At 72.6% G+C, this 23,342-nt stretch carries 27 protein-coding genes; 6 read left to right on the forward strand and 21 right to left on the reverse strand.

Going from position 1 to position 23,342, the window contains the following annotated elements; all coding sequences use genetic code 11:
- Window positions 1-150: 150 nt before the first annotated feature.
- The 7 genes from trpM to hisI all read right to left on the reverse strand — a co-directional run bounded on the left by trpM (window position 151) and on the right by hisI (window position 5,252).
- Window positions 151-414 (reverse strand): tryptophan biosynthesis modulator TrpM, encoded by a 264-nt coding sequence (trpM, locus tag ACZ60E_RS24430; RefSeq protein WP_384808072.1) that lies wholly within the window; start codon window positions 412-414, stop codon window positions 151-153.
- Between the two features lie 9 nt (window positions 415-423).
- Window positions 424-1,233, reverse strand: a complete 810-nt coding sequence (trpC, locus tag ACZ60E_RS24435) for an indole-3-glycerol phosphate synthase TrpC (protein WP_107017524.1) — start codon at window positions 1,231-1,233, stop codon at window positions 424-426.
- A gap of 183 nt (window positions 1,234-1,416) precedes the next feature.
- Window positions 1,417-1,884, reverse strand: a complete 468-nt coding sequence (locus ACZ60E_RS24440) for a DUF2752 domain-containing protein (RefSeq protein ID WP_469443083.1) — start codon at window positions 1,882-1,884, stop codon at window positions 1,417-1,419.
- 92 nt (window positions 1,885-1,976) lie between these two features.
- Window positions 1,977-2,210, reverse strand: coding sequence for an HGxxPAAW family protein (locus ACZ60E_RS24445; protein WP_384808069.1), 234 nt, complete (start codon window positions 2,208-2,210; stop codon window positions 1,977-1,979).
- A 287-nt stretch (window positions 2,211-2,497) separates the two neighbouring features.
- On the reverse strand, window positions 2,498-3,139 hold the full coding sequence (locus tag ACZ60E_RS24450; RefSeq protein ID WP_469443163.1) for a TIGR02234 family membrane protein: 642 nt from the start codon (window positions 3,137-3,139) through the stop codon (window positions 2,498-2,500).
- Window positions 3,140-3,297: 158 nt separating this feature from the next.
- The gene (locus ACZ60E_RS24455; RefSeq protein WP_384808067.1) at window positions 3,298-4,785 is read right to left on the reverse strand and encodes an anthranilate synthase component I; all 1,488 of its coding nucleotides are present in this window, start codon (window positions 4,783-4,785) and stop codon (window positions 3,298-3,300) included.
- Between the two features lie 11 nt (window positions 4,786-4,796).
- On the reverse strand, window positions 4,797-5,252 hold the full coding sequence (hisI, locus tag ACZ60E_RS24460) for a phosphoribosyl-AMP cyclohydrolase (RefSeq protein ID WP_469443087.1): 456 nt from the start codon (window positions 5,250-5,252) through the stop codon (window positions 4,797-4,799).
- A 142-nt stretch (window positions 5,253-5,394) separates the two neighbouring features.
- On the opposite strand from hisI, the gene ACZ60E_RS24465 reads away from it, so the two are divergent.
- Window positions 5,395-6,030, forward strand: coding sequence for a TIGR03085 family metal-binding protein (locus tag ACZ60E_RS24465; protein ID WP_384808064.1), 636 nt, complete (start codon window positions 5,395-5,397; stop codon window positions 6,028-6,030).
- 88 nt (window positions 6,031-6,118) lie between these two features.
- On the opposite strand, the gene ACZ60E_RS24470 is transcribed toward ACZ60E_RS24465, so the two are convergent.
- The 10 genes from ACZ60E_RS24470 to hisD all read right to left on the reverse strand — a co-directional run bounded on the left by ACZ60E_RS24470 (window position 6,119) and on the right by hisD (window position 14,031).
- Window positions 6,119-7,396, reverse strand: coding sequence for an MFS transporter (locus tag ACZ60E_RS24470; protein WP_469443091.1), 1,278 nt, complete (start codon window positions 7,394-7,396; stop codon window positions 6,119-6,121).
- A 29-nt stretch (window positions 7,397-7,425) separates the two neighbouring features.
- Window positions 7,426-8,013: an ArsR/SmtB family transcription factor gene (locus ACZ60E_RS24475; RefSeq protein WP_384808060.1), complete on the reverse strand. Its 588-nt coding sequence runs from the start codon at window positions 8,011-8,013 to the stop codon at window positions 7,426-7,428.
- 149 nt (window positions 8,014-8,162) lie between these two features.
- On the reverse strand, window positions 8,163-8,918 hold the full coding sequence (hisF, locus tag ACZ60E_RS24480; protein WP_469443094.1) for an imidazole glycerol phosphate synthase subunit HisF: 756 nt from the start codon (window positions 8,916-8,918) through the stop codon (window positions 8,163-8,165).
- Window positions 8,915-9,328, reverse strand: a complete 414-nt coding sequence (locus tag ACZ60E_RS24485) for a RidA family protein (RefSeq protein ID WP_384808057.1) — start codon at window positions 9,326-9,328, stop codon at window positions 8,915-8,917. The genes hisF and ACZ60E_RS24485 overlap by 4 nt, the downstream gene beginning before the upstream one ends.
- Window positions 9,325-10,050, reverse strand: a complete 726-nt coding sequence (gene priA, locus ACZ60E_RS24490) for a bifunctional 1-(5-phosphoribosyl)-5-((5-phosphoribosylamino)methylideneamino)imidazole-4-carboxamide isomerase/phosphoribosylanthranilate isomerase PriA (protein WP_453794108.1) — start codon at window positions 10,048-10,050, stop codon at window positions 9,325-9,327. Before priA ends, ACZ60E_RS24485 begins: the two co-directional genes overlap by 4 nt.
- A gap of 3 nt (window positions 10,051-10,053) precedes the next feature.
- The gene (hisH, locus tag ACZ60E_RS24495; protein WP_453794107.1) at window positions 10,054-10,743 is read right to left on the reverse strand and encodes an imidazole glycerol phosphate synthase subunit HisH; all 690 of its coding nucleotides are present in this window, start codon (window positions 10,741-10,743) and stop codon (window positions 10,054-10,056) included.
- Window positions 10,740-10,904 (reverse strand): hypothetical protein, encoded by a 165-nt coding sequence (locus tag ACZ60E_RS24500; RefSeq protein ID WP_384808052.1) that lies wholly within the window; start codon window positions 10,902-10,904, stop codon window positions 10,740-10,742. The genes hisH and ACZ60E_RS24500 overlap by 4 nt, the downstream gene beginning before the upstream one ends.
- A 3-nt stretch (window positions 10,905-10,907) precedes the next feature.
- Window positions 10,908-11,501 carry an imidazoleglycerol-phosphate dehydratase HisB gene (hisB, locus tag ACZ60E_RS24505; protein WP_055518513.1) on the reverse strand — a complete coding sequence of 198 codons (594 nt, stop codon included), beginning with the start codon at window positions 11,499-11,501 and terminating at the stop codon, window positions 10,908-10,910.
- Complete coding sequence (locus ACZ60E_RS24510; protein WP_469443165.1) at window positions 11,498-12,664, reverse strand: histidinol-phosphate transaminase; 1,167 nt, start codon at window positions 12,662-12,664, stop codon at window positions 11,498-11,500. Before ACZ60E_RS24510 ends, hisB begins: the two co-directional genes overlap by 4 nt.
- 47 nt (window positions 12,665-12,711) lie before the next feature.
- The gene (gene hisD / locus ACZ60E_RS24515) at window positions 12,712-14,031 is read right to left on the reverse strand and encodes a histidinol dehydrogenase (protein WP_453794105.1); all 1,320 of its coding nucleotides are present in this window, start codon (window positions 14,029-14,031) and stop codon (window positions 12,712-12,714) included.
- 230 nt (window positions 14,032-14,261) lie between these two features.
- Here hisD and ACZ60E_RS24520 point away from each other — a divergent pair, with 230 nt between their 5' ends.
- From ACZ60E_RS24520 to ybaK, 4 genes are all read left to right on the forward strand, one after another.
- Window positions 14,262-15,842, forward strand: a complete 1,581-nt coding sequence (locus ACZ60E_RS24520) for an oxidoreductase (RefSeq protein WP_469443096.1) — start codon at window positions 14,262-14,264, stop codon at window positions 15,840-15,842.
- Between the two features lie 207 nt (window positions 15,843-16,049).
- Window positions 16,050-17,093 carry a hypothetical protein gene (locus tag ACZ60E_RS24525; protein ID WP_469443098.1) on the forward strand — a complete coding sequence of 348 codons (1,044 nt, stop codon included), beginning with the start codon at window positions 16,050-16,052 and terminating at the stop codon, window positions 17,091-17,093.
- A gap of 11 nt (window positions 17,094-17,104) precedes the next feature.
- On the forward strand, window positions 17,105-17,845 hold the full coding sequence (locus ACZ60E_RS24530; RefSeq protein WP_384808042.1) for an LON peptidase substrate-binding domain-containing protein: 741 nt from the start codon (window positions 17,105-17,107) through the stop codon (window positions 17,843-17,845).
- Window positions 17,846-17,856: 11 nt separating this feature from the next.
- On the forward strand, window positions 17,857-18,360 hold the full coding sequence (ybaK, locus tag ACZ60E_RS24535) for a Cys-tRNA(Pro) deacylase (RefSeq protein ID WP_385837349.1): 504 nt from the start codon (window positions 17,857-17,859) through the stop codon (window positions 18,358-18,360).
- Between the two features lie 266 nt (window positions 18,361-18,626).
- Here ybaK and ACZ60E_RS24540 read toward each other — a convergent pair whose 3' ends face one another.
- The 4 genes from ACZ60E_RS24540 to ACZ60E_RS24555 all read right to left on the reverse strand — a co-directional run bounded on the left by ACZ60E_RS24540 (window position 18,627) and on the right by ACZ60E_RS24555 (window position 22,846).
- Window positions 18,627-19,256 (reverse strand): AAA family ATPase, encoded by a 630-nt coding sequence (locus tag ACZ60E_RS24540; protein ID WP_384808038.1) that lies wholly within the window; start codon window positions 19,254-19,256, stop codon window positions 18,627-18,629.
- A 34-nt stretch (window positions 19,257-19,290) separates the two neighbouring features.
- Window positions 19,291-20,133 carry an ABC transporter permease gene (locus tag ACZ60E_RS24545; RefSeq protein ID WP_384808036.1) on the reverse strand — a complete coding sequence of 281 codons (843 nt, stop codon included), beginning with the start codon at window positions 20,131-20,133 and terminating at the stop codon, window positions 19,291-19,293.
- A gap of 70 nt (window positions 20,134-20,203) precedes the next feature.
- A complete protein-coding gene (locus ACZ60E_RS24550; RefSeq protein WP_384808034.1) occupies window positions 20,204-21,235 on the reverse strand; it encodes an ABC transporter ATP-binding protein in 1,032 nt (343 codons plus the stop codon).
- Between the two features lie 321 nt (window positions 21,236-21,556).
- On the reverse strand, window positions 21,557-22,846 hold the full coding sequence (locus ACZ60E_RS24555; protein WP_469443103.1) for an NYN domain-containing protein: 1,290 nt from the start codon (window positions 22,844-22,846) through the stop codon (window positions 21,557-21,559).
- A gap of 222 nt (window positions 22,847-23,068) precedes the next feature.
- Between ACZ60E_RS24555 and ACZ60E_RS24560 the strand changes: the two genes are divergently transcribed.
- Window positions 23,069-23,248 carry a hypothetical protein gene (locus tag ACZ60E_RS24560; RefSeq protein WP_384808030.1) on the forward strand — a complete coding sequence of 60 codons (180 nt, stop codon included), beginning with the start codon at window positions 23,069-23,071 and terminating at the stop codon, window positions 23,246-23,248.
- The last annotated feature ends 94 nt before the right edge of the window (window positions 23,249-23,342 follow it).

Raw genomic sequence — 23,342 nt, forward strand, 5'->3', positions numbered from 1 at the left:
GGAATGGGGTCACGTAGGTCTCATCTGCGGTTCGGCAGCGCCCTGTAGGGGCGCGGGGCCGTGACATATGCGGCTCCGCCGCGGGGCGCGCCCAGCCCCCACCGGCCCGCGGATTCACAGCGGGCTTCCGGCGGAACGCAAGGACGCGGCTCAGCTCACCGCAGGTGACACGCGCCGACGCCATCGCATCCCGTTCACCTGACCCGGCTCGTCGCCGATGACATACCGCACCCGGCGCCCGTGCACGCGCCGCGCGGGCGCCCGGCAGCCGCGCGGACGGCAGCCGCGGGCCAGCCGGGCGTAGGGGCCGGGAACGGCCGAGAGCCCCGCGGCGACGGACCGGACACACGCCGGGCCACCGTCGGGGCGGGAGCCCGGACGGGTGGTCGCGGCGGGGGTGCGGCCTGCGCTCATCGGGAGAGGTCAGCCCCGTCCGTGCCGCAGCGCGGGGTGCGCGCCCGCGGCGACCAGGTCGGAGACGGCGGTCTTCGGGTCCCGGCCGGTCACCAGGGACTCGCCGACCAGTACGGCGTCGGCGCCCGCGTTGGCGTAGGCGATGAGGTCGTGCGGGCCGCGGACACCGGACTCGGCGATCTTCACGATGTGCGCGGGGATCTCGGGCGCGATGCGCTCGAAGGTGCCGCGGTCGACCTTGAGGTCCTTGAGGTTGCGCGCGTTGACGCCGATGACCTTCGCCCCGGCGTCCACCGCCCGGTCGATCTCGTCCTCGTCGTGCACCTCGACGAGCGGGGTGAGCCCGATGGACTCGGCGCGCTCGATGAGGGACTCCAGGGCGGGCTGGTCGAGGGCGGCCACGATGAGCAGCGCGAGGTCGGCCCCGTACGCGCGGGCCTCCCACAGCTGGTACGACGTGACGATGAAGTCCTTGCGCAGCACCGGGATGTCGACCCGGGCGCGGACGGCCTCCAGGTCGGCGAGCGAGCCGCCGAAGCGGCGCTGCTCGGTGAGCACGGAGATGACGGCCGCGCCGCCGGCCTCGTAGTCCGCGGCGAGGGCCGCGGGGTCGGCGATCGCGGCGAGGGCGCCCTTGGACGGGCTGGAGCGCTTGACCTCGCAGATGACCTTGACGCCGTCGCCGCGCAGGGCCGCGACACCGTCCTTGGCAGGCTGAGCCTTCGCGGCGCGCTCCTTGAGCTCGTCGAGGCTGACGCGCGCCTGCCGTTCCGCGAGGTCGGCACGGACTCCGTCGATGATCTCGTCGAGCACACTCACGCGAGCGGCCCCCTTCCAGACGGTGAACGGTTGAAGCGGTCGGGCGGTTCAAGCGGTTCCGCTGTCGACCGGGGTTTCGTCGCATCGGGCGAAACCGGTGGTCACTGCGATGATATCCGCAGGAGGGCGTGGGCCTCACATCCGGTTGACGCCGGTCCCACTACCTGGACGTTCCCTGATTGATCAAGGGTGCAGCCAGCCACCGAACGGCAGGTTCCGGACAACGGTGAAGACCAGCGACAACGCGCCCAGACTCCACAGCAGGGGCGGCCCGGGATCGATGCTCATCGGGCGGCCCCGGGCCGTGCGGACCACCCAGACGGTCCACAGCACGGCGAAGACCAGATAGCCGATCACGGCGAGCGCGTTGGCCCCGAGGGCCGTCCCGAGGTCCCCGTGCGCGACGGCGTAGGCGCTGCGCAGCCCTCCGCAGCCGGGGCAGTACAGGCCCGTGAAGCGGAGCAGGGGGCAGGCGGGGTAGTGGCCGGGTTCGTTCGGGTCGACGGTTCCGACGTACGCGAAGGCCGCGGCGACGGCCACGAGGATCCCGCCGGGGACGGCGAGTCGGCGTACCGCGGAGCCGGGAGCGGGTCCGGTAGCGGGTCCAGGTCCGGGCGTCACCCTCTGGGATTCGGCGTTCACGCGTCGCATTCTGCCGCGCCGGGGCGCGGGCCGCACATGGCCGGAGGCGGTCCCGGCGCTCGGTCGAGGAGCCGGACCCGCCTCGCGAAGCCGTGCGGGGGTCAGCTCTCGGCCGACGCCACCTGGTGGGTCGGGTGCTCGCGCTTCGCCTGGCCGAGGCCCGCCGCGCGCATGGCCATGCCGACCACGCCGCCGAGGACGACGATGACCATGCCGGCCCAGAAGCCCAGCGGGCTGGCCATCACCATGAAGGCACCTGCGACGCAGAACCCGATGACGGCGATGATGACACCGGTCCAGGCGGCCGGGGTGTGACCGTGGCTGCTGCCCGCCATGACTTGCTCCTCGTTGCTGTACGTGTATGAGAGCCGGACGCTCGCGCCCTATTGTCCCGCACGAGTTTGTGTGGGTTGAGCGGGGGTCCGTGGTGGTGCTTCGGGGCCCGCGGCCGGTGGACGAGTGCGGTCCGGTGAGGGTCGGCCGCGCCGTTCCCCGCGCCCCTAAAAGCGGGGCTGCGCCCCAGCTTTCGCCCCTTCAGGGGCGCGGGGAACTGCGCGAACGGCCCCCACCGGACCCGCAGCCGAAATCGCGAACCCCCGGTGGAACGGTCGCGGTGGAACGGTCACGCCCCGGTGGGGTCCTCGCCGCGGTCGAGCGCCTTCCAGATCTCCTCGGGCCGATCGGGATCCACCGGCGCCCGAACCCGCCGGGGCCGAGGCGTCCCGTCTCGCTCGTACCGACCCGACATGGTCGGCCACGACCGCCCGTACCGCAGCGCCAGCAGCCCCGCGAGGAGCAGCAGCAGACCGCCCACCGCGGCCACGTACGGCCACCCGGTGTGCGTCATCGTGCCCACGGTCGCGGCGGTGTCCCCGGTCGCCGCCGCGGCCTTCTCGTCCAGCGCGGAGCTGTCGGAGAGGCCGAGGAGCGCCGAGGCGATCGTGCCCGCGCCGGAGAGCGCGAGGAGTCCGGCGACCAGGAAGCGCCCTGCCCGGCGGACGGCGAAGACGGCGACGAGGGAGGCGAGTCCCACGATCGCCAGGGAGGCGGGGACGCCCGTGACGTCACTGCCTGAGGCGCTCAGCGGGAAGTCGCCGCCGGCCACGGTCGCCGTGCCGCCCGACCAGCCACGCCGGGTGGCGAGCAGCACGAGGGCCGCGCCGAGCGCGCCGGACAACAGGGCGACGGCGAGGCTTCGGCGGCCGGAGCGAGCGGGTCCGGGAGCTTCGGATCGGGGGTGCGGTACAGCAGTCACGTACCCCACTATCGCCTGAACTCCGGGCGAACCGTCACCCGAGGACACGTGAGCCACGTCGCACTGCCCGCGAATGTCTCCTTGTCGACCTCGTCGTCGATCCCGTCACCGACCCCGTCGTCGACCGCGTCACGTGTGCCGCCCCGGGTCCGTCGGGCGGGTGTCCGTCAGGAGAGCCGGTTGGCCGTGTGGACCGCGCGCAGGACCGCCGCCGCCTTGTTGCGGCACTCGGTGTCCTCGGCGACGGGGTCCGAGTCGGCGACGACCCCGGCGCCCGCCTGCACGTACGCCGTGCCGTCGCGCAGCAGGGCCGTACGGATGGCGATCGCGGTGTCGGAGTCGCCCGCGAAGTCGAGGTAGCCGACGCAGCCGCCGTACAGACCGCGCCGCGAGGGCTCCAGTTCGTCGATGATCTGCATCGCGCGGGGCTTGGGGGCGCCCGAGAGCGTGCCGGCGGGGAAGCAGGCGGTCAGTACGTCGAAGGCCGTACGCCCCTCGGCGACCTTGCCGGTGACGGTCGACACGATGTGCATGACGTGCGAGTAGCGCTCGATGGACATGAAGTCGACGACTTCCACGGACCCGGGCCGGCAGACCCGTCCCAGGTCGTTGCGGCCCAGGTCGACGAGCATCAGGTGCTCGGCGCGTTCCTTGGGGTCGGAGATCAGTTCGTCGGCGAGGGCCTGGTCCTCCTGGACGGTGGCGCCGCGCGGCCGGGTGCCCGCGATGGGGTGGACCATCGCCTGCCCGTCCTCGACCTTGACCAGGGCCTCCGGGGAGGACCCCACGACATCGAAGCCGTCGAAGCGGAAGAGGTACATGTACGGCGAGGGGTTCGTCGCCCGCAGGACCCGGTAGACGTCCAGCGCGCTCGCCGTGCACGCCGTCTCGAAGCGCTGGGAGGGGACGACCTGGAAGGCCTCGCCGGCCCGGATGCGCTCCTTGATGTCGTCGACGGCGACCTGGTAGTCGGGGCCGCCCCACAGCGCGGTGTACTCGGGGAGTTCGGACGGCGGGAGCGCGGCCGGCGGCTGCGAGACGGGCCGCGAGAGGTCCGCCTCCATGGCGTCCAGGCGGGCCACGGCGTCGTGGTAGGCCTCGTCGACGCCCGAGTCGAGATCGTTGTGGTTGATCGCGTTGGCGATCAGCAGGACCGAGCCGTCCCAGTGGTCCAGGACCGCGAGGTCGCTGGTGAGCAGCATGGTCAGCTCGGGCAGTTTCAGGTCGTCGCGCTCGCCGGGGCCGATCTTCTCCAGGCGCCGCACGATGTCGTAGCCGAGGTAGCCGACCATGCCGCCGGTGAACGGCGGAAGGGCGTGGCCGCCGGCGAGGTCGTGCGGGGTGTGCAGGGTCTCGATGGTGGCGCGCAGGGCCGCGAGGGGGTCGCCGTCGGCCGGGACCCCGACGGGCGGGGTGCCCTGCCAGTGCGCCTGTCCGTCGCGCTCGGTGAGGGTGGCGGCCGAGCGGACCCCCACGAAGGAGTAGCGGGACCATGTCCGGCCGTTCTCCGCGGACTCCAGGAGGAAGGTGCCGGGGCGTTCGGCGGCTAGCTTGCGGTAGAGCGCGACGGGGGTGTCGCCGTCCGCGAGGAGCTTGCGGCTGACGGGGATGACACGCCGGTCGGTGGCCAGCTTGCGGAAGGTGTCGAGGTCCATGGCCGCTGACCTTACTGATCCACTGCGGGTACGCCGGAATCGGCGTCGCCCGCGTTCCCGGCGTCCCCGGTATCCCCGGCGTTCCCGGCGTCCCCGGCGTCCTTGACGAGCACGTCGGCGTCGAAGCAGGTGCGGTCGCCGGTGTGGCAGGCGGCGCCCACCTGGTCGACCTTGACCAGTACGGTGTCGGCGTCGCAGTCGAGCGCGACGGACCTGACCCACTGGAAGTGCCCGGAGGTGTCGCCCTTGACCCAGTACTCCTGGCGGCTGCGCGACCAGTAGGTGCACCGGCCGGTCGTCAGCGTGCGATGCAGCGCCTCGTCGTCCATCCAGCCGAGCATCAGCACCTCACCGGTGTCGTACTGCTGGGCGATGGCGGGTACGAGCCCGTCGGCGCTGCGCCTGAGGCGGGCGGCGATCTCGGGGTCCAGGCCGCTGGGCCTGCTGGGCGTGGGCGTGCTGGTCATGCCGACCATTGTGCCGCGCCGGCCGTACGGGCCCGGACGGCGTCCACGGGCTGAGAGGGGCGGTGGGACGGAAACACGTCAACGGGAGATCGGTGGCCCGCAGAAGTGGGCGGACCGCCGGGGCGGTCGTAGGCTGGCAGGCATGTCGACCCATGCGAAGCGTGAACGACTTCTCCTCGCCGATCTGTTGGAGGCCGAGGGACCGGACGCCCCCACTCTGTGCGAGGGCTGGAACACCCGCGATCTCGCCGCCCACGTCGTGGTGCGCGAGCGCCGCCCGGACGCGGCCGGCGGCATCCTGATCAAGCAGCTCGCGTCGCGGCTCGACCGGGTGATGGCGGAGTTCGCCGCGAAGCCGTACGAGGAGCTGATCCAGCTGATCCGTACGGGGCCGCCGCGTTTCTCGCCGTTCAACCTGAAGCAGATCGACGAGGCGTCGAACGCGATCGAGTTCTACGTCCACACCGAGGACGTACGCCGGGCCCGGCCCGACTGGGTGCCGCGGGTGCTCGACCCGGTCTTCCAGGACGCCCTGTGGTCCCGGCTCGAACGCATCGCCAGGATGATGGGCCGGGGCGCGCCCACCGGTCTGGTCCTGCGCCGCCCGGACGGCCAGACGGTCGTCGCCCACAAGGGCACCCCCGTGGTCACGGTCACCGGCGACCCCTCCGAGCTGGTCCTCTTCGCGCACGGCCGGCAGGGCGTGGCCGACGTGGAGGTGGACGGCGACAAGGACGCGATCGCCAAGCTCCAGGAGACGAAGCAGCTGGGTCTGTAGGCAGGTCGCGACCACCCGCGCCCGGGCCCTTCAGGGGCTCGGGGCAGGGACTCGGTTCAGGGACTCGGGCGGTCACGCGGGCGGGTGGCTACCTCGGCAGTTCCGCCCGCCGCAATGCCCCGGAGCCCAGCCCGATCAGCCCTCCGAGCGCGCACACGCCCGCGCTGGCGGCGAAGACGGGGCCGGTCCCCCAGAGCGCGATCGCCGCGCCGGTCAGCGGGAACGTGAGCGGGGCGAGTCCGAGGCTGAAGAGATGCGCCACGGAGGTCACCCGCCCGATGTACGCGGGGTCCGACTCGGTCTGTATCAGCGCCCCGCACAACGCCCCGCTCAGCCCGGCGAGCAGGCCGACGGCGAGCGCCGCGCCGACGGCCGCGGCGAGCGTCGGCACGTATGCGATCGCCCCGACGGCGACGGCTCCGACGGCGATCGTCACGGACAGCACGAGCCCAGCGCGCGGCACCCGTCCCCGTACGGTCAGCAGCAGGGACATCGCTCCCGCCCCGATCCCGAAGCCGGCCAGCACCCAGCCCATCCCCGAGGCGCCCCAGCCGCGTTCGTCGGCGAGGAGGGTCAGTCCGACGTTCAGCGGCCCGACGAACCCGAGGTCGCTCAGCGCGATGACGACGACGAGCCGGGCGAGGACGGGGTTGCGCCGGATGTGGTGCAGTCCGTCGCGCAGTTCCCGTGCGGCCGTCGGCCGAGGGGGCGGTTCCTGACCGGCGGCCCCGTCGTGCCCGTCGTGCGGTCGGTTCCTCATCCGGACGGCCGCCAGCAGCGGCAGCGCCACCGCGAAGAGCAGCGCCGCCGTGCCGAAGGCCGCCGCGGCGCCGCCGAGGGCCACGCCGAGGCCGCCGAGCGGGGCGCCCAGGACGTTGGCGAGACGGCTCGCCATGCCGCGCATGCCCTGCACGCGGGCCAGTTGGCCACGGGTGGTGATCCGGGCCGGCAGCGCGCCGAGCGCGGGCATGAGCGCGGCGTCGACCACGCCGAAGACCAGGGCGAGCACCCCGAGCAGCCACAGCCCGGGGCCGGCGACCAGCAGCAGGACGGTGACGGCGACCACCGCGGCGCATCGCACGCCGTTGCCGGCGAGCAGCACGCGGCGCGGGCCGAAGCGGTCGGCGATCACTCCCCCGCCCAGCATGAGCAGGGCGCGCGGCAAGGCGCTCGCGGCCATCACGAGTCCGGCCTGCGAGGGCGTACCGGCCTGTACGGCGGCCCAGGACAGCGCCACGTAGTAGACGTTGTCGCCGATCGCCGAGGAGGCGTACGCGCCGAGCCAGCGCAGGACGTCGGGGTCGCGGTGGGCGGGGCGCTCGGGGGTCGGCGGGGCGGCTTCGGAGATCGCGGGAGTGACGGTCACGTCGGTGGCCTCCTGAGACGCACGGACTGTCAGGTGCGGAACGGGAACGCGAGCGCGTGCAGCGCGACGTTCTCGCGCCCCTCGGTGTCACCGGCGGCCTCCGCGGCCCGCCCCTTCTCGTCGTACTTCTTGGCGAGGGCCAGCAACTCCACGCTCAGCTCGGCCAGTTCGCCGGCGGTCAGCCGCAGCAGGGACTCGTTGTCCGAGGTGGCGGAGTTCCACTCGGGGCCCCAGGTGAGGCGTTCGTCGAGGTAGCTGCGGTACATGTCGGACCGCTGCCGGTGGAAGAGCCGGGTGGCGGCGAGGTGCGCGGCGGCCCGCTCGGGCGCGTCCCGGAAGTCCTTGTCCCTGATGCTCACGCCCTGCGAGGAGGGCTGCCACCAGCGTTCACGGGCGTCGCCGCTCTGCGGGTCGGCCGCCTCGATCAGGCCGTGCTCGGCGAGTTTGCGCAGGTGGTAGCTGACCAGGGAGACCGCTTCGTCGACCTGCTCGGCGAGCTGGGAGGCGGTGGCGGTGCGGGCCACGCACAGGCCCCGGTAGAGCTGCATCCGCAGCGGGTGGGCCAGGGCCTTGAGGGTGCCCAGGTCCGTGATCGGTTGGTTCTCCGTGCCGCTCATGACACCGACCGTAGATGCGAAAGAGAAGTTGCGCAATAAAAACTGCGCAACTTCTCTTTCGCGACGGACCATGGTTCCAGGCAGAGGGAAGCCCCCGGCCGTCGAACGGCCGGGGGCTCTCCTCTGCGCGGCCGGCTACCGGCGGAGCGTCACCGCACGGGATGTCCCGACTCCCGCAGCGCCTGCTTCACCTCGCCGATCCGCAGATCGCCGAAGTGGAAGACGGAGGCGGCGAGCACGGCGTCCGCGCCCGCGGTGACGGCCGGCGCGAAGTCGTCCAGCCGGCCCGCTCCCCCGGAGGCGATGACCGGGATCGTGACGTGCTTGCGGACGGCCCCGATCATCTCCAGGTCGTAGCCGTCCTTGGTGCCGTCGGCGTCCATCGAGTTGAGCAGGATCTCGCCCGCGCCCAGCTCGGCGGCCCGGTGCGCCCACTCGACGGCGTCGATGCCGGTGCCCTCGCGACCGCCGTGGGTGGTCACCTCGAAGGTCCCGGCGGCCGTCCTGCGGGCGTCCACGGACAGGACCAGCACCTGCCGTCCGAAGCGCTCCGCGATCTCGCGGATCAGGTCGCGGCGGGTGATGGCGGCCGTGTTGACGCCGACCTTGTCCGCGCCCGCCCGCAGCAGCTTGTCGACGTCCTCGGCGGTGCGTACGCCGCCGCCCACCGTGAGCGGGATGAACACCTGCTCGGCGGTGCGGCGCACCACGTCGTAGGTGGTCTCGCGGTTGCCGGAGGACGCGGTGATGTCCAGGAACGTCAGCTCGTCGGCGCCCTCGGCGTCGTACACCTTGGCCATCTCGACGGGGTCGCCCGCGTCGCGCAGGTTCTGGAAGTTGACGCCCTTGACGACCCGGCCGTTGTCGACGTCCAGGCAGGGGATGACACGTACGGCGAGGGTCATGACGCGGACGCCTCCCCCGGGGCCGCCTCCCGGTACGCCTCCACCTCGACCTCGACCACCAGGCCGGGGTCGACGAAACCGGAGACGATGATCATCGAGGCGGCCGGCCGGACCGCGTCGAAGAACTCCTTGTGGGCGCGGCCGATGTCCTCCACGTCCCGGGCGTGCGTGAGGTACATGCGCGTACGGACGACGTGCTCGGGGCCGAGGCCCAGCTGCTCCAGGGCCGAGAGGGCGACCTTGAAGGAGTTGACGGCCTGCTCGTACGGGTCGCCGCCGGCGATCTGGCCGTCCACCACGGAGGTGCAGCCGGAGACCAGGACCAGGCCGTTGGGCAGTTCCACCGCGCGGGAGTAGCCGAAGGCCTCCTCCCAGGGGGCGCCGGTCGTGACGCGTCGCAGGGCGCTCATCCGGCCACCGCCGCGAGAGCCTCTTCCAGGGTGAAAGCCTTGGCGTACAGGGCCTTTCCGACGATCGCGCCCTCGACGCCGAGGGGGACGAGGTCGGAGATGGCGCGGAGGTCGTCCAGCGAGGACACGCCTCCGGAGGCGACGACGGGTCGGTCGGTGGCCGCGCAGACGTTCTTCAGGAGCTCCAGGTTCGGGCCCTGGAGGGTGCCGTCCTTGGCGATGTCGGTGACGACGTACCGCGCGCACCCCTCCTTGTCGAGGCGCTCCAGCGTCTCGTAGAGGTCGCCGCCGTCCCGGGTCCAGCCGCGGCCGCGCAGGGTGGTGCCGCGGACGTCGAGGCCGACCGCGATCTGGTCGCCGTGCTCGGCGATGACCTTGGCGACCCACTCGGGGGTCTCCAGGGCGGCGGTGCCGAGGTTCACTCGGGTGCAGCCGGTGGCGAGGGCGGCGGCGAGGGTGTCGTCGTCGCGGATGCCGCCGGACAGCTCCACCTTGATGTCCATGGCGCGGGCGACCTCGGCGATCAGCGCGCGGTTGTCGCCCGTGCCGAACGCGGCGTCCAGGTCCACCAGGTGCAGCCACTCGGCGCCGGACCGCTGCCAGGCGAGGGCGGCGTCGAGCGGGGAACCGTACGAGGTCTCCGTGCCGGACTCGCCGTGCACGAGCCGGACGGCCTGGCCGTCACGGACGTCGACGGCGGGGAGGAGTTCGAGCTTGGCCATGGTCTACAGGGTTCCGATCCAGTTGGTGAGCAGCTGGGCTCCGGCGTCGCCGGACTTCTCGGGGTGGAACTGGGTGGCCCACAGGGCGCCGTTCTCGACAGCGGCCACGAAGGGCTTGCCGTGCGTGGACCAGGTGACGAGCGGGGAGCGCATCGCCGGGTTCGCGGTCTCCAGGGACCAGTCGTGGACGGCGTACGAGTGCACGAAGTAGAAGCGCGCGTCGGCGTCGAGGCCGGCGAAGAGCTTCGTGCCGGCCGGCGCCTCGACGGTGTTCCAGCCCATGTGGGGCACGATGTCGGCCTGCAGCGGCTCGACCGAGCCGGGCCACTCGTCGAGGCCCTCGGTCTCGACGCCGTGTTCGATGCCGCGCTCGAAGAGGATCTGCATGCCGACGCAGATGCCGAGGACGGGGCGGCCCCCGGCGAGCCGGCGGCCGACGATCCAGTCGCCGCGCGCCTCCCGCAGGCCCTTCATGCAGGCGGCGAAGGCGCCGACGCCCGGCACCAGCAGTCCGTCCGCGTTCATGGCCTTGTCGTAGTCGCGGGTGATCTCGACGTCGGCGCCCGCGCGCGCGAGGGCGCGTTCGGCGGACCTGACGTTCCCGAAGCCGTAGTCAAAGACGACCACTCGCTTCGAAGGGGTACCCGAAGACGTGCCCGAGGGGGAGCCCGAGGGGCTGCCGGGGGTACTCAATTCCACACCTCCAGGCGGACGACACCGGCCACGAGGCACATGGCCGCGCCGATGGACAGCAGGATGATGAGGCTCTTGGGCATCTGCTGCTTGACGAAGGAGTAGATGCCGCCGAGCAGGAAGAGCCCGACGACGATCAGGATGGTGGAGAGGCCGCTCATGGCTTACAGCGCGCCCTTCGTGGAGGGAAGGATGCCCGCCGCGCGCGGGTCGCGCTCGGAGGCGTACCGCAGGGCCCGGGCGAGCGCCTTGAACTGGCACTCCACGATGTGGTGGGCGTTGCGCCCGTACGGCACGTGCACGTGGAGGGCGATCTGCGCCTGGGCGACGAAGGACTCCAGGATGTGCCGGGTCATCGTCGTGTCGTACTCGCCGATCATCGGCGCCATCTTCTCGGGCTCGGTGTGCACGAGGTAGGGGCGCCCGGAGAGGTCGACGGTCACCTGGGCGAGCGACTCGTCCAGCGGGACGGTGCAGTTGCCGAAGCGGTAGATGCCGACCTTGTCGCCGAGCGCCTGCTTGAAGGCGCCGCCCAGGGCGAGGGCGGTGTCCTCGATGGTGTGGTGCGAGTCGATGTGCAGGTCGCCCTCGGTCTTCACGGTCAGGTCGAACAGACCGTGCCGGCCGAGCTGGTCGAGCATGTGGTCGTAGAAGCCGACGCCTGTCGACACATCGACCTTTCCGCTGCCGTCGAGGTCGATCTCGACGACGACGGAGGTCTCCTTGGTGTTCCGTTCGACACGGCCTACGCGGCTCATGCGCTCTGCTCCTTCGGGGCTGCGGGGGTGTCCCCCACGGGCACGGATGTCTGCACCTCACGCGGCAGTGCACGGACCGCGTCGAGGAACGCGTCGTTCTCGGCGGGGGTGCCGGCGGTGACCCGCAGCCATCCCGGTACGCCGTTGTCCCGGACCAGGACGCCCCGGTCGAGGATCAGCCGCCAGGCCTCGTGCGAGCCGGCCGCGCCGTCGAACCGTCCGAACTGGACGAAGTTGGCGTCGGACTCGGTCACCGCGAAGCCCAGCGCGCGCAGTTCGGCGACCAGCCGGTCACGCTCGGTCTTCAGCTGCTCGACGTACCCGAGCAGTGTGTCGGTGTGCTCCAGGGCGGCCAGCGCGGTCGCCTGGGTGACGGCCGACAGGTGGTACGGCAGCCGTACGAGCTGGACGGCGTCCACGACCGCCGGGTGGGCGGCGAGGTAGCCGAGGCGCAGCCCGGCCGCGCCGAACGCCTTCGACATGGTGCGCGAGACGACGAGATTCGGCCGATCTTCGAGCAGCGGCAGCAGTGACTCACCGTGACTGAACTCGACGTAGGCCTCGTCGACGACGACCATCGCGCCGGCGGTGCCGGCCCTGGCCGCCTGCGCCGCCTCGTACAGCGCGAGGACCGTGGCGGGCGGTACCGCGTTGCCCGTGGGGTTGTTGGGGGTGGTGATGAACACGACGTCGGGCCGGTGTTCGGCGATGGCCTTCTCGGCCGCGGTCACGTCGATCGTGAAGTCGTCGTTGCGGGGGCCTGAGATCCATCCGGTGCCGGTGCCGCGCGAGATCAGCCCGTGCATCGAGTAGGAGGGCTCGAAGCCGATCGCGGTGCGGCCGGGCCCGCCGAAGGTCTGCAGCAGCTGCTGGATGACCTCGTTCGAGCCGTTGGCCGCCCACACGTTCTCGACGCCGACCACGTGCCTGCCGGTCTTGGTCAGATAGGCGGCCAGTTCGGTGCGCAGCTCCACCGCGTCCCGGTCGGGGTAGCGGTTGAGGTGGCGCGCGGCCTCGCGCACCCGCTCGGTGATCCGCTCGACGAGCGGTTCGGGCAGCGGGTACGGATTCTCGTTGGTGTTGAGCCGTACGGGCACGTCGAGCTGCGGGGCGCCGTACGGGGACTTGCCGCGCAGCTCGTCGCGGACGGGGAGGTCTTCCATACCGAAGGAGCTGCCGGAGGGGCTGTCGGGGGAACCGCCGTTGGTACTCACTTGCCGGGAACCTTCCAGCCGAACCGGGCCTTGACCGCCGCGCCGTGGGCGGGGAGGTCCTCCGCCTCGGCGAGTGCCACCACGTGGTGGGCGACGTCCGCGAGCGCGTCGCGCGTGTAGTCGACGATGTGGATGCCCCGCAGGAACGACTGGACGGACAGGCCCGAGGAGTGGCAGGCGCAGCCGCCGGTCGGCAGGACGTGGTTGGAGCCGGCCGCGTAGTCGCCGAGGGAGACGGGCGCCCAGGGTCCGACGAAGACCGCGCCCGCGTTGCGTACCCGGTCGGCGACCGCGCTCGCGTCGGCGGTCTGGATCTCCAGGTGCTCGGCGCCGTAGGCGTTGACCACCCGCAGGCCCTCCTCCACACCGTCGACCAGCACGATCGCGGACTGCCTGCCGCCGAGTGCCGGGACGATCCGGTCCTCGATGTGCTTGGTGGCGGCGACCTGCGGTTCCAGTTCCTTGGCGACCGCGTCGGCCAGCGCGACCGAGTCGGTGACGAGGACGGCGGCGGCGAGCGGGTCGTGCTCGGCCTGGCTGATCAGGTCGGAGGCGACGTGCACCGGGTCGGCGCTCTCGTCGGCGAGGATCGCGATCTCGGTCGGACCGGCCTCGGCGTCGATGCCGATCCGGCCCGCGAAGTAGCGCTTGGCGGCGGCGACCCAGATGTTGCCGGGGCCCGTGACCATGTTGGCGGGCGGGCAGGACTCGGTGCCGTACGCGAACATCGCCACGGCGGTCGCGCCGCCGGCCGCGTACACCTCGTCGATGCCGAGCAGCGCGCAGGCGGCCAGGATCGTGGGGTGCGGCAGGCCGCCGAAGTCGGCCTGGGCGGGCGAGGCGAGCGCGATCGACTCGACGCCGGCCTCCTGTGCCGGGACCACGTTCATGATCACGGAGGAGGGGTAGACGGACCGGCCGCCGGGCGCGTACAGCCCGACGCGGTCGACGGGCACCCACTTCTCGGTGACCGAGCCGCCGGGGACCACCTGGGTGGTGTGCGTGGTGCGGCGCTGCTCGCGGTGGACGATGCGGGCGCGGCGGATCGACTCCTCCAGGGCCGCGCGCACTGCCGGATCGAGCTGGTCGAGCGCGTCCGTGAGGGCCTGCGCGGGGACCCGTACGGACTCCAGGCGTACGCCGTCGAACCTCTCCGCGTAGTCGATCAGCGCCGCGTCGCCCCGATGATGCACGGCCTCGCAGATCGGACGCACCTTCTCCAGGGCGGCCGAGACGTCGAAGTCGGCTCGGGGCAGCAGGTCGCGCAGGGCGGGGCCCTCGGGGAGGGCGTCGCCGCGCAGATCGATTCGGGCCATAGCGAAATGTTGCAGCACGTAGCTAATTCTCTCAGACGGCCGCCGGGTGCCGGACGGCTGTATCAATCGCTGATACGAGCCGCGGATCATCGGTCGGCGGGTGGCTTGATCCGGCCCCCGGCAGTCACTGAGAGCAACCATCGTCACTCTCGGCGTTCAGGCGCCGACTCAGCGGGCATCACAGGGACGGCTGTACGAACCGGCGAGTAACTGAGGAGTGAGAGAAAATCGTGACCGATGGGGCCGGCCTGCGCGTCGGCGAACTGCCCGACGACCTGAGCGCGGCCGAGGCCGGCATGTGGCAGGCGTTCCGCAACGGCAGCGTGTACGACCTGCGGGCCGGGGACACCGTCACCGACGATCCGCACGGTGGCCATCCCTGGGGCCCGGAGCGCACGGTACGGGCCAGGATCGTGTGCTGGCTGCTGCTGAACGGCCCGCCCGCGCTGGACGGCCGCGTGGCCTCCCTCAAGCTGGCCGGGGTCCAGATCGTCGACCCGCTCGATCTCGCGGGCGGCACCGTCGAGCCGTACGTCGAGATGAAGGGCTGCCGGTTCGAGAAGGAGATCCTGCTGCCGGAGTCCCGGTTCACGACGCTGCGGCTGGTGGACTGCGCGATACCGCGGCTGGAGGCGGCCCGGCTGCACACCGAGGGCGATCTGCATCTGCCGCGCTGCCGCTTCCACAACGGCGTGCGCCTCACCGACGCGCACATAGGCACGGACCTGCTGCTCAACCAGGCGGTGATCTACCGCGACCGGCGCGACAACTCCCTCGTCGGCGACGGGATGACCATCGGACAGGATCTGCAGGCCGAGATGATGGAGTCGCACGGCGAACTGAGCCTGCGCGGCGCGAAGGTCGGCGTCTCGCTCAGCCTGCGCGGCAGCCGGCTGGCCAATCCGTACGGGCGCCGGGCGCTGAACGCACCGCAGCTGACCGTCGAGCGCACCATGTACATGACCCCAGCGGGCATCGGCGACCCCGTGCTGACCAGCGGCCGGACCCCCGCGCACGGCACCCGGGTGCAGCGGTTCGAGTGCGAGGGCGGAATCCGGCTCGACGACGGCCGGTTCGGCGACGCGGTCGACTTCGAGCAGGCCCGCCTCACCCTGCGCGACGACCAGGAGATCTCGCTGCGCCGCGTCCAGGTCCCCGAACTGCGGTTCCTCGGCCGGCGCCCGCAGCGCGGGCGGGTCGTGCTGAACGGGGCGCGGGTGGTCACCCTCATCGACCAGGCCACCAGCTGGCCGGGCGCGGGCCAGCTGCAGATGGGCGGCTTCCAGTACGAGTACCTGGTGCCGCGCGGCCCGTTCCCGCTGACCCGGCGCCTGCAGTGGGTGGCCGCGGCCACTCCCGAGTACAGCCCGGAGCCGTACGAGCGGCTGGCGACCGTGCTGCGCAACGGCGGCGAGGACGAGCAGGCGCGCGAGGTGCTGCTCGCCAAGCAGCGCCACCGCCGCGAGAACCTGCCGGTCGCGGCCAAACTGTGGGGCCATGTGCAGGACTGGACGGTCGCCTACGGGTACCGGCCGGGGCGTGCGGCCATCTGGATGGGCGTGCTCTGGGCGGTGACCTCCTTCGCCTTCGCGCACGCCGACCATCCGCCGCTCAAGAGCGGTGAGCATCCGCCGTGGAACCCGTCAATCTTCGCCCTGGACCTGCTGCTGCCGCTCATCGACCTCGGCCAGGCCGGCTACTGGCAGTTGCGCGGCGGCTGGCAGTGGCTCGCCGCGGTGGTGATCCTGCTGGGCTGGGTCCTGGCGACGACGGTGGCGGCGGGCGCGACCCGCACGCTCCGCAGAGGCTGACCGACGACGGAGCGACGGCTCAGCGACAGCTGTCGCGCGAGGTGGGCGGCCCCGTCCGCATGGGCGCCGCACAGCCCCCCGACACCTGAGCAACAGTCACCTTTTACCCGCCCTTGACCCATCCTCACGCAACCAAACCAAGGTTACGAAAGCGTCACCGCACACCCTCTGGTACGGGTCCGACCTGCGGTTTTCAATGGACCCACCATGGCACTGCTGCGAGCGCTCCTCCGTACGGTCCGGATGGCGCGGAACACTTCGAGTCTCGCCGCCGGTCTGCCCGACGACGACGAGGTGCTGCTCGACGCCCCCGACGAGCGGCTCGGCCCGGCCCTGGTCGCGGCGGGCCGCGGTGAGTACGGCCCGGCCGGCAAACTCCTGTCCACCACCCGCGAGTCCGCCGAGTGGGAGAACCGGGACCGGTACGCGACCCGCCTCGCCGCCTTCGCCCTCTCCCGCGGCGAGTGGTTCGACGACTGGCGCTCCGCCGCCCCGCACGACCCGGACGCGGCCCTGGTCAAGGCCGAGCTGGCGGTCTGCCGGAGCTGGCGGTCACCGGCCCGCGCCGAACTGCTGCGCCAGGTCGGACCGCTGATCGCCGCCGCCGCCGAGGGCGCCCCGCGCGACCCCGTGCCGTGGCGGATCGCGCTGGACCACGCCCGGGGCACGAACGCGCCGCACACCGAGTTCGAGCAGCTGTGGGCGCAGGCCGTCCGCCGCTCCCCGCACCACTACGGCTGCCACGTGGCCGCCCTGCAGTACCTGTCCGCCGCCTGGTACGGCTCGCACCGCGAGTGCTTCGACTTCGCCGAGCGCGCCGCCCACGACGCGCTGCCCGGCTCCCTGGTCCAGGCCCTGCCCGTGCGGGCGGCCTTCGCCTATCTGACCGAGGGCGGCGGGGCCGCCGTGGGCCGCGCACGCCTCGACGCGGCGGCCGACCTGGCGATCGCCCTCTCCGCCGAGTACCGGGACGCCGACCCGTGGCCCGCGGAGGTCCGCAATCTGCTCACCTATGTGCTGGTCAGACTGGAGCGCTGGGAGGACGCGCTGGAACAACTGCGCCGGATCGGCCCGTACGCCACCTCGTTCCCCTGGGACCGGGTCTCGGACGATCCGCTCGGCCAGTTCCTCGAACTGCGCGACGGAATCCGGATCCAAGTGGCCTCGGACCGGCCCCTGAGGTCACGGATCGGGGATCTTCCACATCCACGGAGTGAGCGCGGCGGACGTACGCCCTCCGGTGACCATTAGGCTTTCCCGTCGTGACCACCGTCCGGCTCCCACTCTTCCCGCTGAACTCGGTGCTGTTTCCCGGGCTCGTCCTGCCGCTGAACATCTTCGAGGAGCGCTATCGCGCGATGATGCGCGATCTGCTGAAGACCGCCGAGGACGAACCGCGCCGGTTCGCCGTCGTCGCCATCCGCGACGGCCACGAGGTCGCGGCCACCTCGCCCGGTATGCCCGACCAGACGGCCGTACCGCAGCGCGGGCCCTCGGCCGGCTTCGGCGACGAACCGCTGAAGGCCTTCCACGCGGTGGGCTGCATCGCCGACGCGGCGACGATCCGGGAACGGGCCGACGGCAGCTTCGAGGTACTGGCCACCGGGACGACCCGGGTACGGCTGGAGTCCGTGGACGCCTCCGGGCCCTATCTGACGGCCGACCTCGAGGAACTGCCCGAAGAGCCGGGCGAGGAGGCCGGGGCGCTGGCGGAAGGGGTGCTGCGGGCCTTCAGGCAGTACCAGAAGCGGCTGGCGGGCGCGCGGGAACGGTCCCTCGCCACCGGTGCCGACCTCCCCGACGAGCCGTCCGTCGTCTCGTACCTGGTCGCGGCGGCGGCGATGCTGGACGTCCCGGCGAAGCAGCGGCTGCTCCAGGCTCCGGACACCGCGTCCCGGCTGCGCGAGGAGCTGACGCTGCTGCGGGCGGAGACCGCGATCATCCGCAATCTGCCCTCGCTGCCGGCGTCGGAGCTGACGCGCGGGCCGACGAGCCTCAACTGAAGGAACGTCCCTTGGCCAAGAAGGCGAAGAAGCAGCAGCAGGCGGGCGGGACGCCGGCGACCGTGGCGCTCACCGCGGCCGGGGTCGCGTTCACGGTCCACGCCTACGAGCACGACCCGGCGCACCCCTCGTACGGGGAGGAGGCCGCCGAAGCCATGGGCGTGTCACCCGACCGGGTCTTCAAGACGCTGGTCGCGGACGTCGACGGGGACCTGACGGTCGCCGTCGTGCCCGTGGCGGGCTCCCTCGACCTGAAGGCGCTGGCGGCGGCGGTGGGCGGCAAGCGGGCCGCGATGGCCGACCCGGCCGCCGCGGAACGCACCACGGGATACGTCCGCGGGGGCATCTCGCCGCTCGGGCAGCGCAAGCGGCTGCGTACGGTGCTGGACGCGTCCGCGAGCGGGCACGCCACGATCTGTGTCTCCGCGGGGCGGCGGGGGCTGGAGGTCGAACTGGCCCCCGACGACCTCGCGCGGCTCACCGGTGCGGTGGTGGCCGCCGTCGGGCGGGGCTGACCGCTCGCCGGGCGTGCGGGACCTCTCGACGGGGGCGCGGTTCTCGGTTAAGTACCGAGGACATGTCGAAGAAGACGCGCAAGCGGAAGTGGCGTATCCGGAAGGGTCGGGCGAACCACGGGCGCCGGCCTGCGTAGGGGCTCCTTCTTGAGCCCCCTGGCCTTGAGGTGACCTCTGAGCCAGGGGCTCCTGGGCCGTGATTCGACTGCGGGTCCGCTGTGGCCGGGCGCGCAGTTCCCCGCGCCCCTACGGGGCCCAGGCAGACGCTAGGCCTTGGGGTAGTACGGGGTCTCGAAGGGGTCCGGGTCCCTGGGGGCGAACAGGGCCGTCAGGCCCAGGTGGATCAGCAGGGCCGAGAGGGACCAGGCCAGCAGGGCACCCTTCGCGCCGAGTTCCAGCGGCGCGTCGAAGGTGACGCCCTTGCCGGCCTCCTTGGCGTGCGCGACCACGTCCTGGGTGGGGCCGAGCCAGATGCCGAGGCGCCAGGCGACCAGGGAGCCGAGGACGCCGCCGACGGTGAGGGCGACGACGAGCGCGATGCCGCCCTTGCGCCGCGCCAGGAACACGACCAGCGCGCTGACCAGGCCGAGGCCGAGTGCCAGCAGAGTGAACGTTCCGTCCACGCCGATGGCCTGCTCCCCCTCCGTGTCCGCGAGGTAGACGGTGGTGTCGTCCGAGACGAGCGGCACGTGCGGTGCCAGCCACCACCACAGGACACCGAGCAGCAGTCCGGCGACCGCCATCGCGACCGTGACGATCGCGGCCTCGCGCAGCTCTGTCTTCATTCCGGGACCGTCCTCCTGATGACCGAGCCCGTACCCGGCGGGCGGCGCCTGCCAGGCGTCGTGCGGCGGCTGGTGGTGCGGCGGCGGAGGCGGGTTCAGCGGTGCGGTCACACCGACATCGTGCCAGGCCCGCCTGTCGGGCGCGTCACCGGACGGCCGCCCGGCGGTAGGCCCAGGTCGCGACGGCCAGCGAGGCGACACCGACACCCGCGCAGACGGCGAGGTCGAGCAGCACGAGACCCCAGTCCGGGTCCGGCCCGAAGGTCAGCCCGAGCGCCTCCACGCCGTAGGTGGAGGGCATCAGATCACGCGCCCACTGCACGAACGTCGGCAGCCGGTCCGGCGGCAGCACGCCGAGCAGCAGCGCGGCGGACATGCCCAACTGGCCGAGCAGTGTAGCCAGTTCGGGGCGGGGCGCGAGCAGTCCGAGCGCCGCTCCGAGCCCGGCGAGCGCCGCGCCCGCGAGCGGGATGACCGCGACGAGGATCCACAGGTGCGTCAGCGGCAGCTGGAAGAGGACGCTGCCCACGACGGCCGTGACGAGCGTCCCCGGCACGGTGAAGGAGGCGTACGCGGCGGCGGCGCCGAGCACGACGGCGGCGGGCGGTACGGGCAGCGTCGCGTAGTGGTCGAGCCCGCCGCTGGCACGGAGCTGTCCGAAGTACTGGGCGAGCAGGTTGAGGGCGACGAACGCGACCACGAGGACCGACGAACCGGCGACCACCGCCCGCGCCTCGCCGCCGCCGTCCACGACCCCCCGCATCAGGACCATGATCCCGATCGACTGGAAGGTCGCCACGAACAGCAGCGGGATCCGCGCCACCCTGGCCCGGGAGAGCTGCGCCCGGTAGACGGCGGCCAGCGCGGGCCACAGCCGCGCGCGCGGCCCGAGCACGGCCACGGCACGGGCACCGTCCTCGGTGTGCACGCTCCGGCTCCCGTCCACACGGGCTGCGCCGGGCAGGATCTCGGCGGGTACGACACTCACGTCGCGCGGCTCCTGTTCGCTTCGGCTGTCGTCCTGTACCTGTTCCGTACGGCTGCGGGGGCCCGCATGCTCATGCCTTGACCAACCCCCGTACGCTTCCGGCGCTGCCGCCCAGTGCCAGATACACGTCCTCCAGGCTCGGTGTGGCGAGCGTGAAGTCGTCCAGGGCCGCGAACGCGGCGCCGCCGGTGACCGCCGCGACGGCCGCGCGGGCCTCCTCGGGAGAGAGCCGCAGCGACCAGCGACGGCCCGACTCTACGGCGCGGTCGCGCAGGGCCGCGACTTCCGGTACGTCGAGCGGGGCGCGCTCGCGCCAGACGAGTTCGAGCCGTACCTCGCCGGCGACCTGTTCCTTGAGGCCGGAGGGGGTGTCGCAGGCGATGACGCGGCCCCGGTCGAGCACGGCGACCCGGTCGAGGACGGTCTCCGCCTCGATGACGTTGTGGGTGACCAGGAGGACCGTCGTGGCGTGCTCGGCCCGGCGCCGGTCGACGGCGCTCCAGACGGCCCGGCGGGCGACGGGGTCCATACCGGTGGTGGGCTCGTCGAGGACGAGGAAGGGCCGTGCGCCGACGAGGGTGGTGGCGAAGCAGGCGAGCCGCCGCTGTCCGCCGGAGAGCTTCTTCAGGGGCCGCGAGGCGAGCGCGGTGAGCCCCAGTTCCTCCAGGACCGCGTCCCGCTCGGCCCGCGCGCTGCGCACGTCGAGGCCGCGCAGCCGGCCGGTGGTCTCCGCGGCGAGCGACACGGTCAGCTCGTCGAGCGCGGTGGACTCCTGCCCGAGGTACGCGAGGATCCGCGACGCCCGCTCGGGGTGGCGCACGATGTCGTGGCCGAGGATCTCGACACTGCCGCGGTCGGGGCGCATCAGCCCGGTCAGCTGGCGTACGAGGGTGGTCTTGCCGGCGCCGTTCGGTCCGAGCAGCCCGAAGATCTCGCCCTGCCGGATGTCGATGCGTACCCCGTCGGTGGCCCGCACCTCGGGTGTCGCGGGCTGCCCGCGCCGGCCGCGCACCGCCGGATACGTCTTCGTAAGATCCCGCACGGCACACACGACATCCCCGCCGTGCCCGTCCCGGACTGCCTGTGCGGTGCGCGTACTCACGAGACCCGAGACTACGGGGTCCCACCCCCCGAACAACGCGCGGGGAGGCCAAACCCCGCCAGAGCCGGACGCCAGGGGCACCCCTCAGGGGCGCACGAAGTGCCCCTCAGAGGCGCGAGGAACGGCGCGACAAGCCCCCACCGCCCCGCAGACACGATACGAGGACAGGGCGCAGCCCGTCCCGAGGGGCGCGGGGAACTGCGCGCCAAGCCCCCACCGACCCGCAGACGCGACACGGGGACAGGGCGCAGCCCGTCCCAAGGGGCGCGGGGAACTGCGCGACAAGCCCCCACCGACCCGCACCCGACAACGAAACCCCACCTACTCCCCTGCGGGAGCATGCTCCGCAGAGGTCCGCGCATCGATCTCCCGCCAGAACCCCGCCCGGATCGCATACCGATCATGCTCGTCGATCTGATCGTCCTTGTGCGCGAGCAACCCGAACCGCGCCGCGTACCGCAACAGCTCCCCGTCGATCCGATGCGGCACCCGCGGATACATCGTGGACAGCTTCGGCAACTGCGTCTGGTCGGCCAACCGCTCCATCCACCGCCGCGCGAACACCTGCCCGACCTCGAACGGATCCCCTCCGACCGTGGTGATGTCCTCCTCCCGGTCGGCCCACCGCTGCTCCGCCGAGGTGAGCTGCGCGAGCGTCGGCAGCAGCGCGGCCTCCGCGTTCTCCGCGGCGGCGGTACCGGGCCGGTCCACCCAGCCCTTGTCGGACGACCAGCGCAGCGTCGCGTTCGCGGGGTGCTGCGCCGCCGCGGAGCCGGGCGCACCGGCCGGCCCGGGCGCCCGCAGCGCGGCCAGATCCTTCGGCGTGGGCACACCCTTCGCGGCCGGCACCCGCGCCTCCGAGCCGTTCTCGCCCGGCGCGGCCTGCGCGTGCTCGGCCTCCGCCGCGGTCCGTTCCCCCACGACCCGCTCACCGGCGGAGCTCAGCGTGGAGGACGGCGCGGAGCCGAGCCCGGCGCCCAGCGCGGACTCGGGCAGCGGCGCGGAGAGGATCGCGGCGATCTCGGGCCGCGGCACGGGCGGCGGCGCGCAGACCCCGCCGAGATCCTTGGCCCGGACGGCCTTGGTGATCCAGATCCGGTCGAGCACGCGCCGCTCGTCGGCCTCGGCGACGAGGTCCTCGGACTGGTTGTAGTCGCCGTCCGCGGCCTGCACGGCCCACAGGTGCACGGCGACCCCGTGTTCCTTGGCGGCCATCATGCCGGGCAGCAGATCGCCGTCGCCGGTGACGAGTACGACGTCGGAGCAGGCCCGGTTGCGCGCCAGCTCGGTGAGTTCGGCGTGCATGGCGGCGTCGACGCCCTTCTGCGCCCATCGCCCGTCGCTGCGGGTCAGCGCACCGAGCCGTACGGTGACCCGGGGCATCACCCGCAGCCTGCGGTGTTCCGGCTGCGGTACGCGGTCGGGGGCGCCGTCGAACCAGTAGATGCGCAGCAGGGGCCGATCCGTCTCGGACTCGGCGCGCTCGCGCAGCCCCTGGATGAGGGCGGCGTGGTCAACGGTGATCCGGGATCGTGAGGGTTCCCCGGCGAGGAGACTGGCAGCGGCCCCGAGCAGATAACCGGCGTCCACCAGGACAATGCAGCGGTCCACGCGATCCACCCTCTTTCCGGGAGGTTTGCTTCGGGCTTCCTTCGAGTCTGCCCGACCACGCGGAGGTTAACGGCCGGAACTCGATCTTCGGCGTGGCGGATCGGGATGTCACGCGCCCACAGGCCTTATTACGCACGGTAATTCTCCGAAATGCGTGACTCGTCAGCCTATGTGAGTCTGGTCCCGGCCCTGGCCCCTAAAAACCCCGTAGGAGGCAGCACCATGGCCAAGAACAAGAACCGTAAGCAGGGCGGCGAACAGGACCGCTCGTCGCAGCCGGAGCGTGCGCAGGAGCAGTCCGAGCGGTCGTCGGCACAGGAGCGGCAGTCGCCGGTGTCGCAGATCCAGGGCAGCCCCGCCGATGTCGCCCGCAAGCACCAGAAGCGTTTCGGCCACAACTGAGCCGAGCGCACGGGCCCTTGCGGCCCAGGCACACGCCGAGGGGCGCACCCGTGCACGGGTGCGCCCCTCGCGCCGTTCCGGAGCCCGTCGGGCG

Source organism: Streptomyces sp. NPDC102514 (assembly GCF_055584525.1).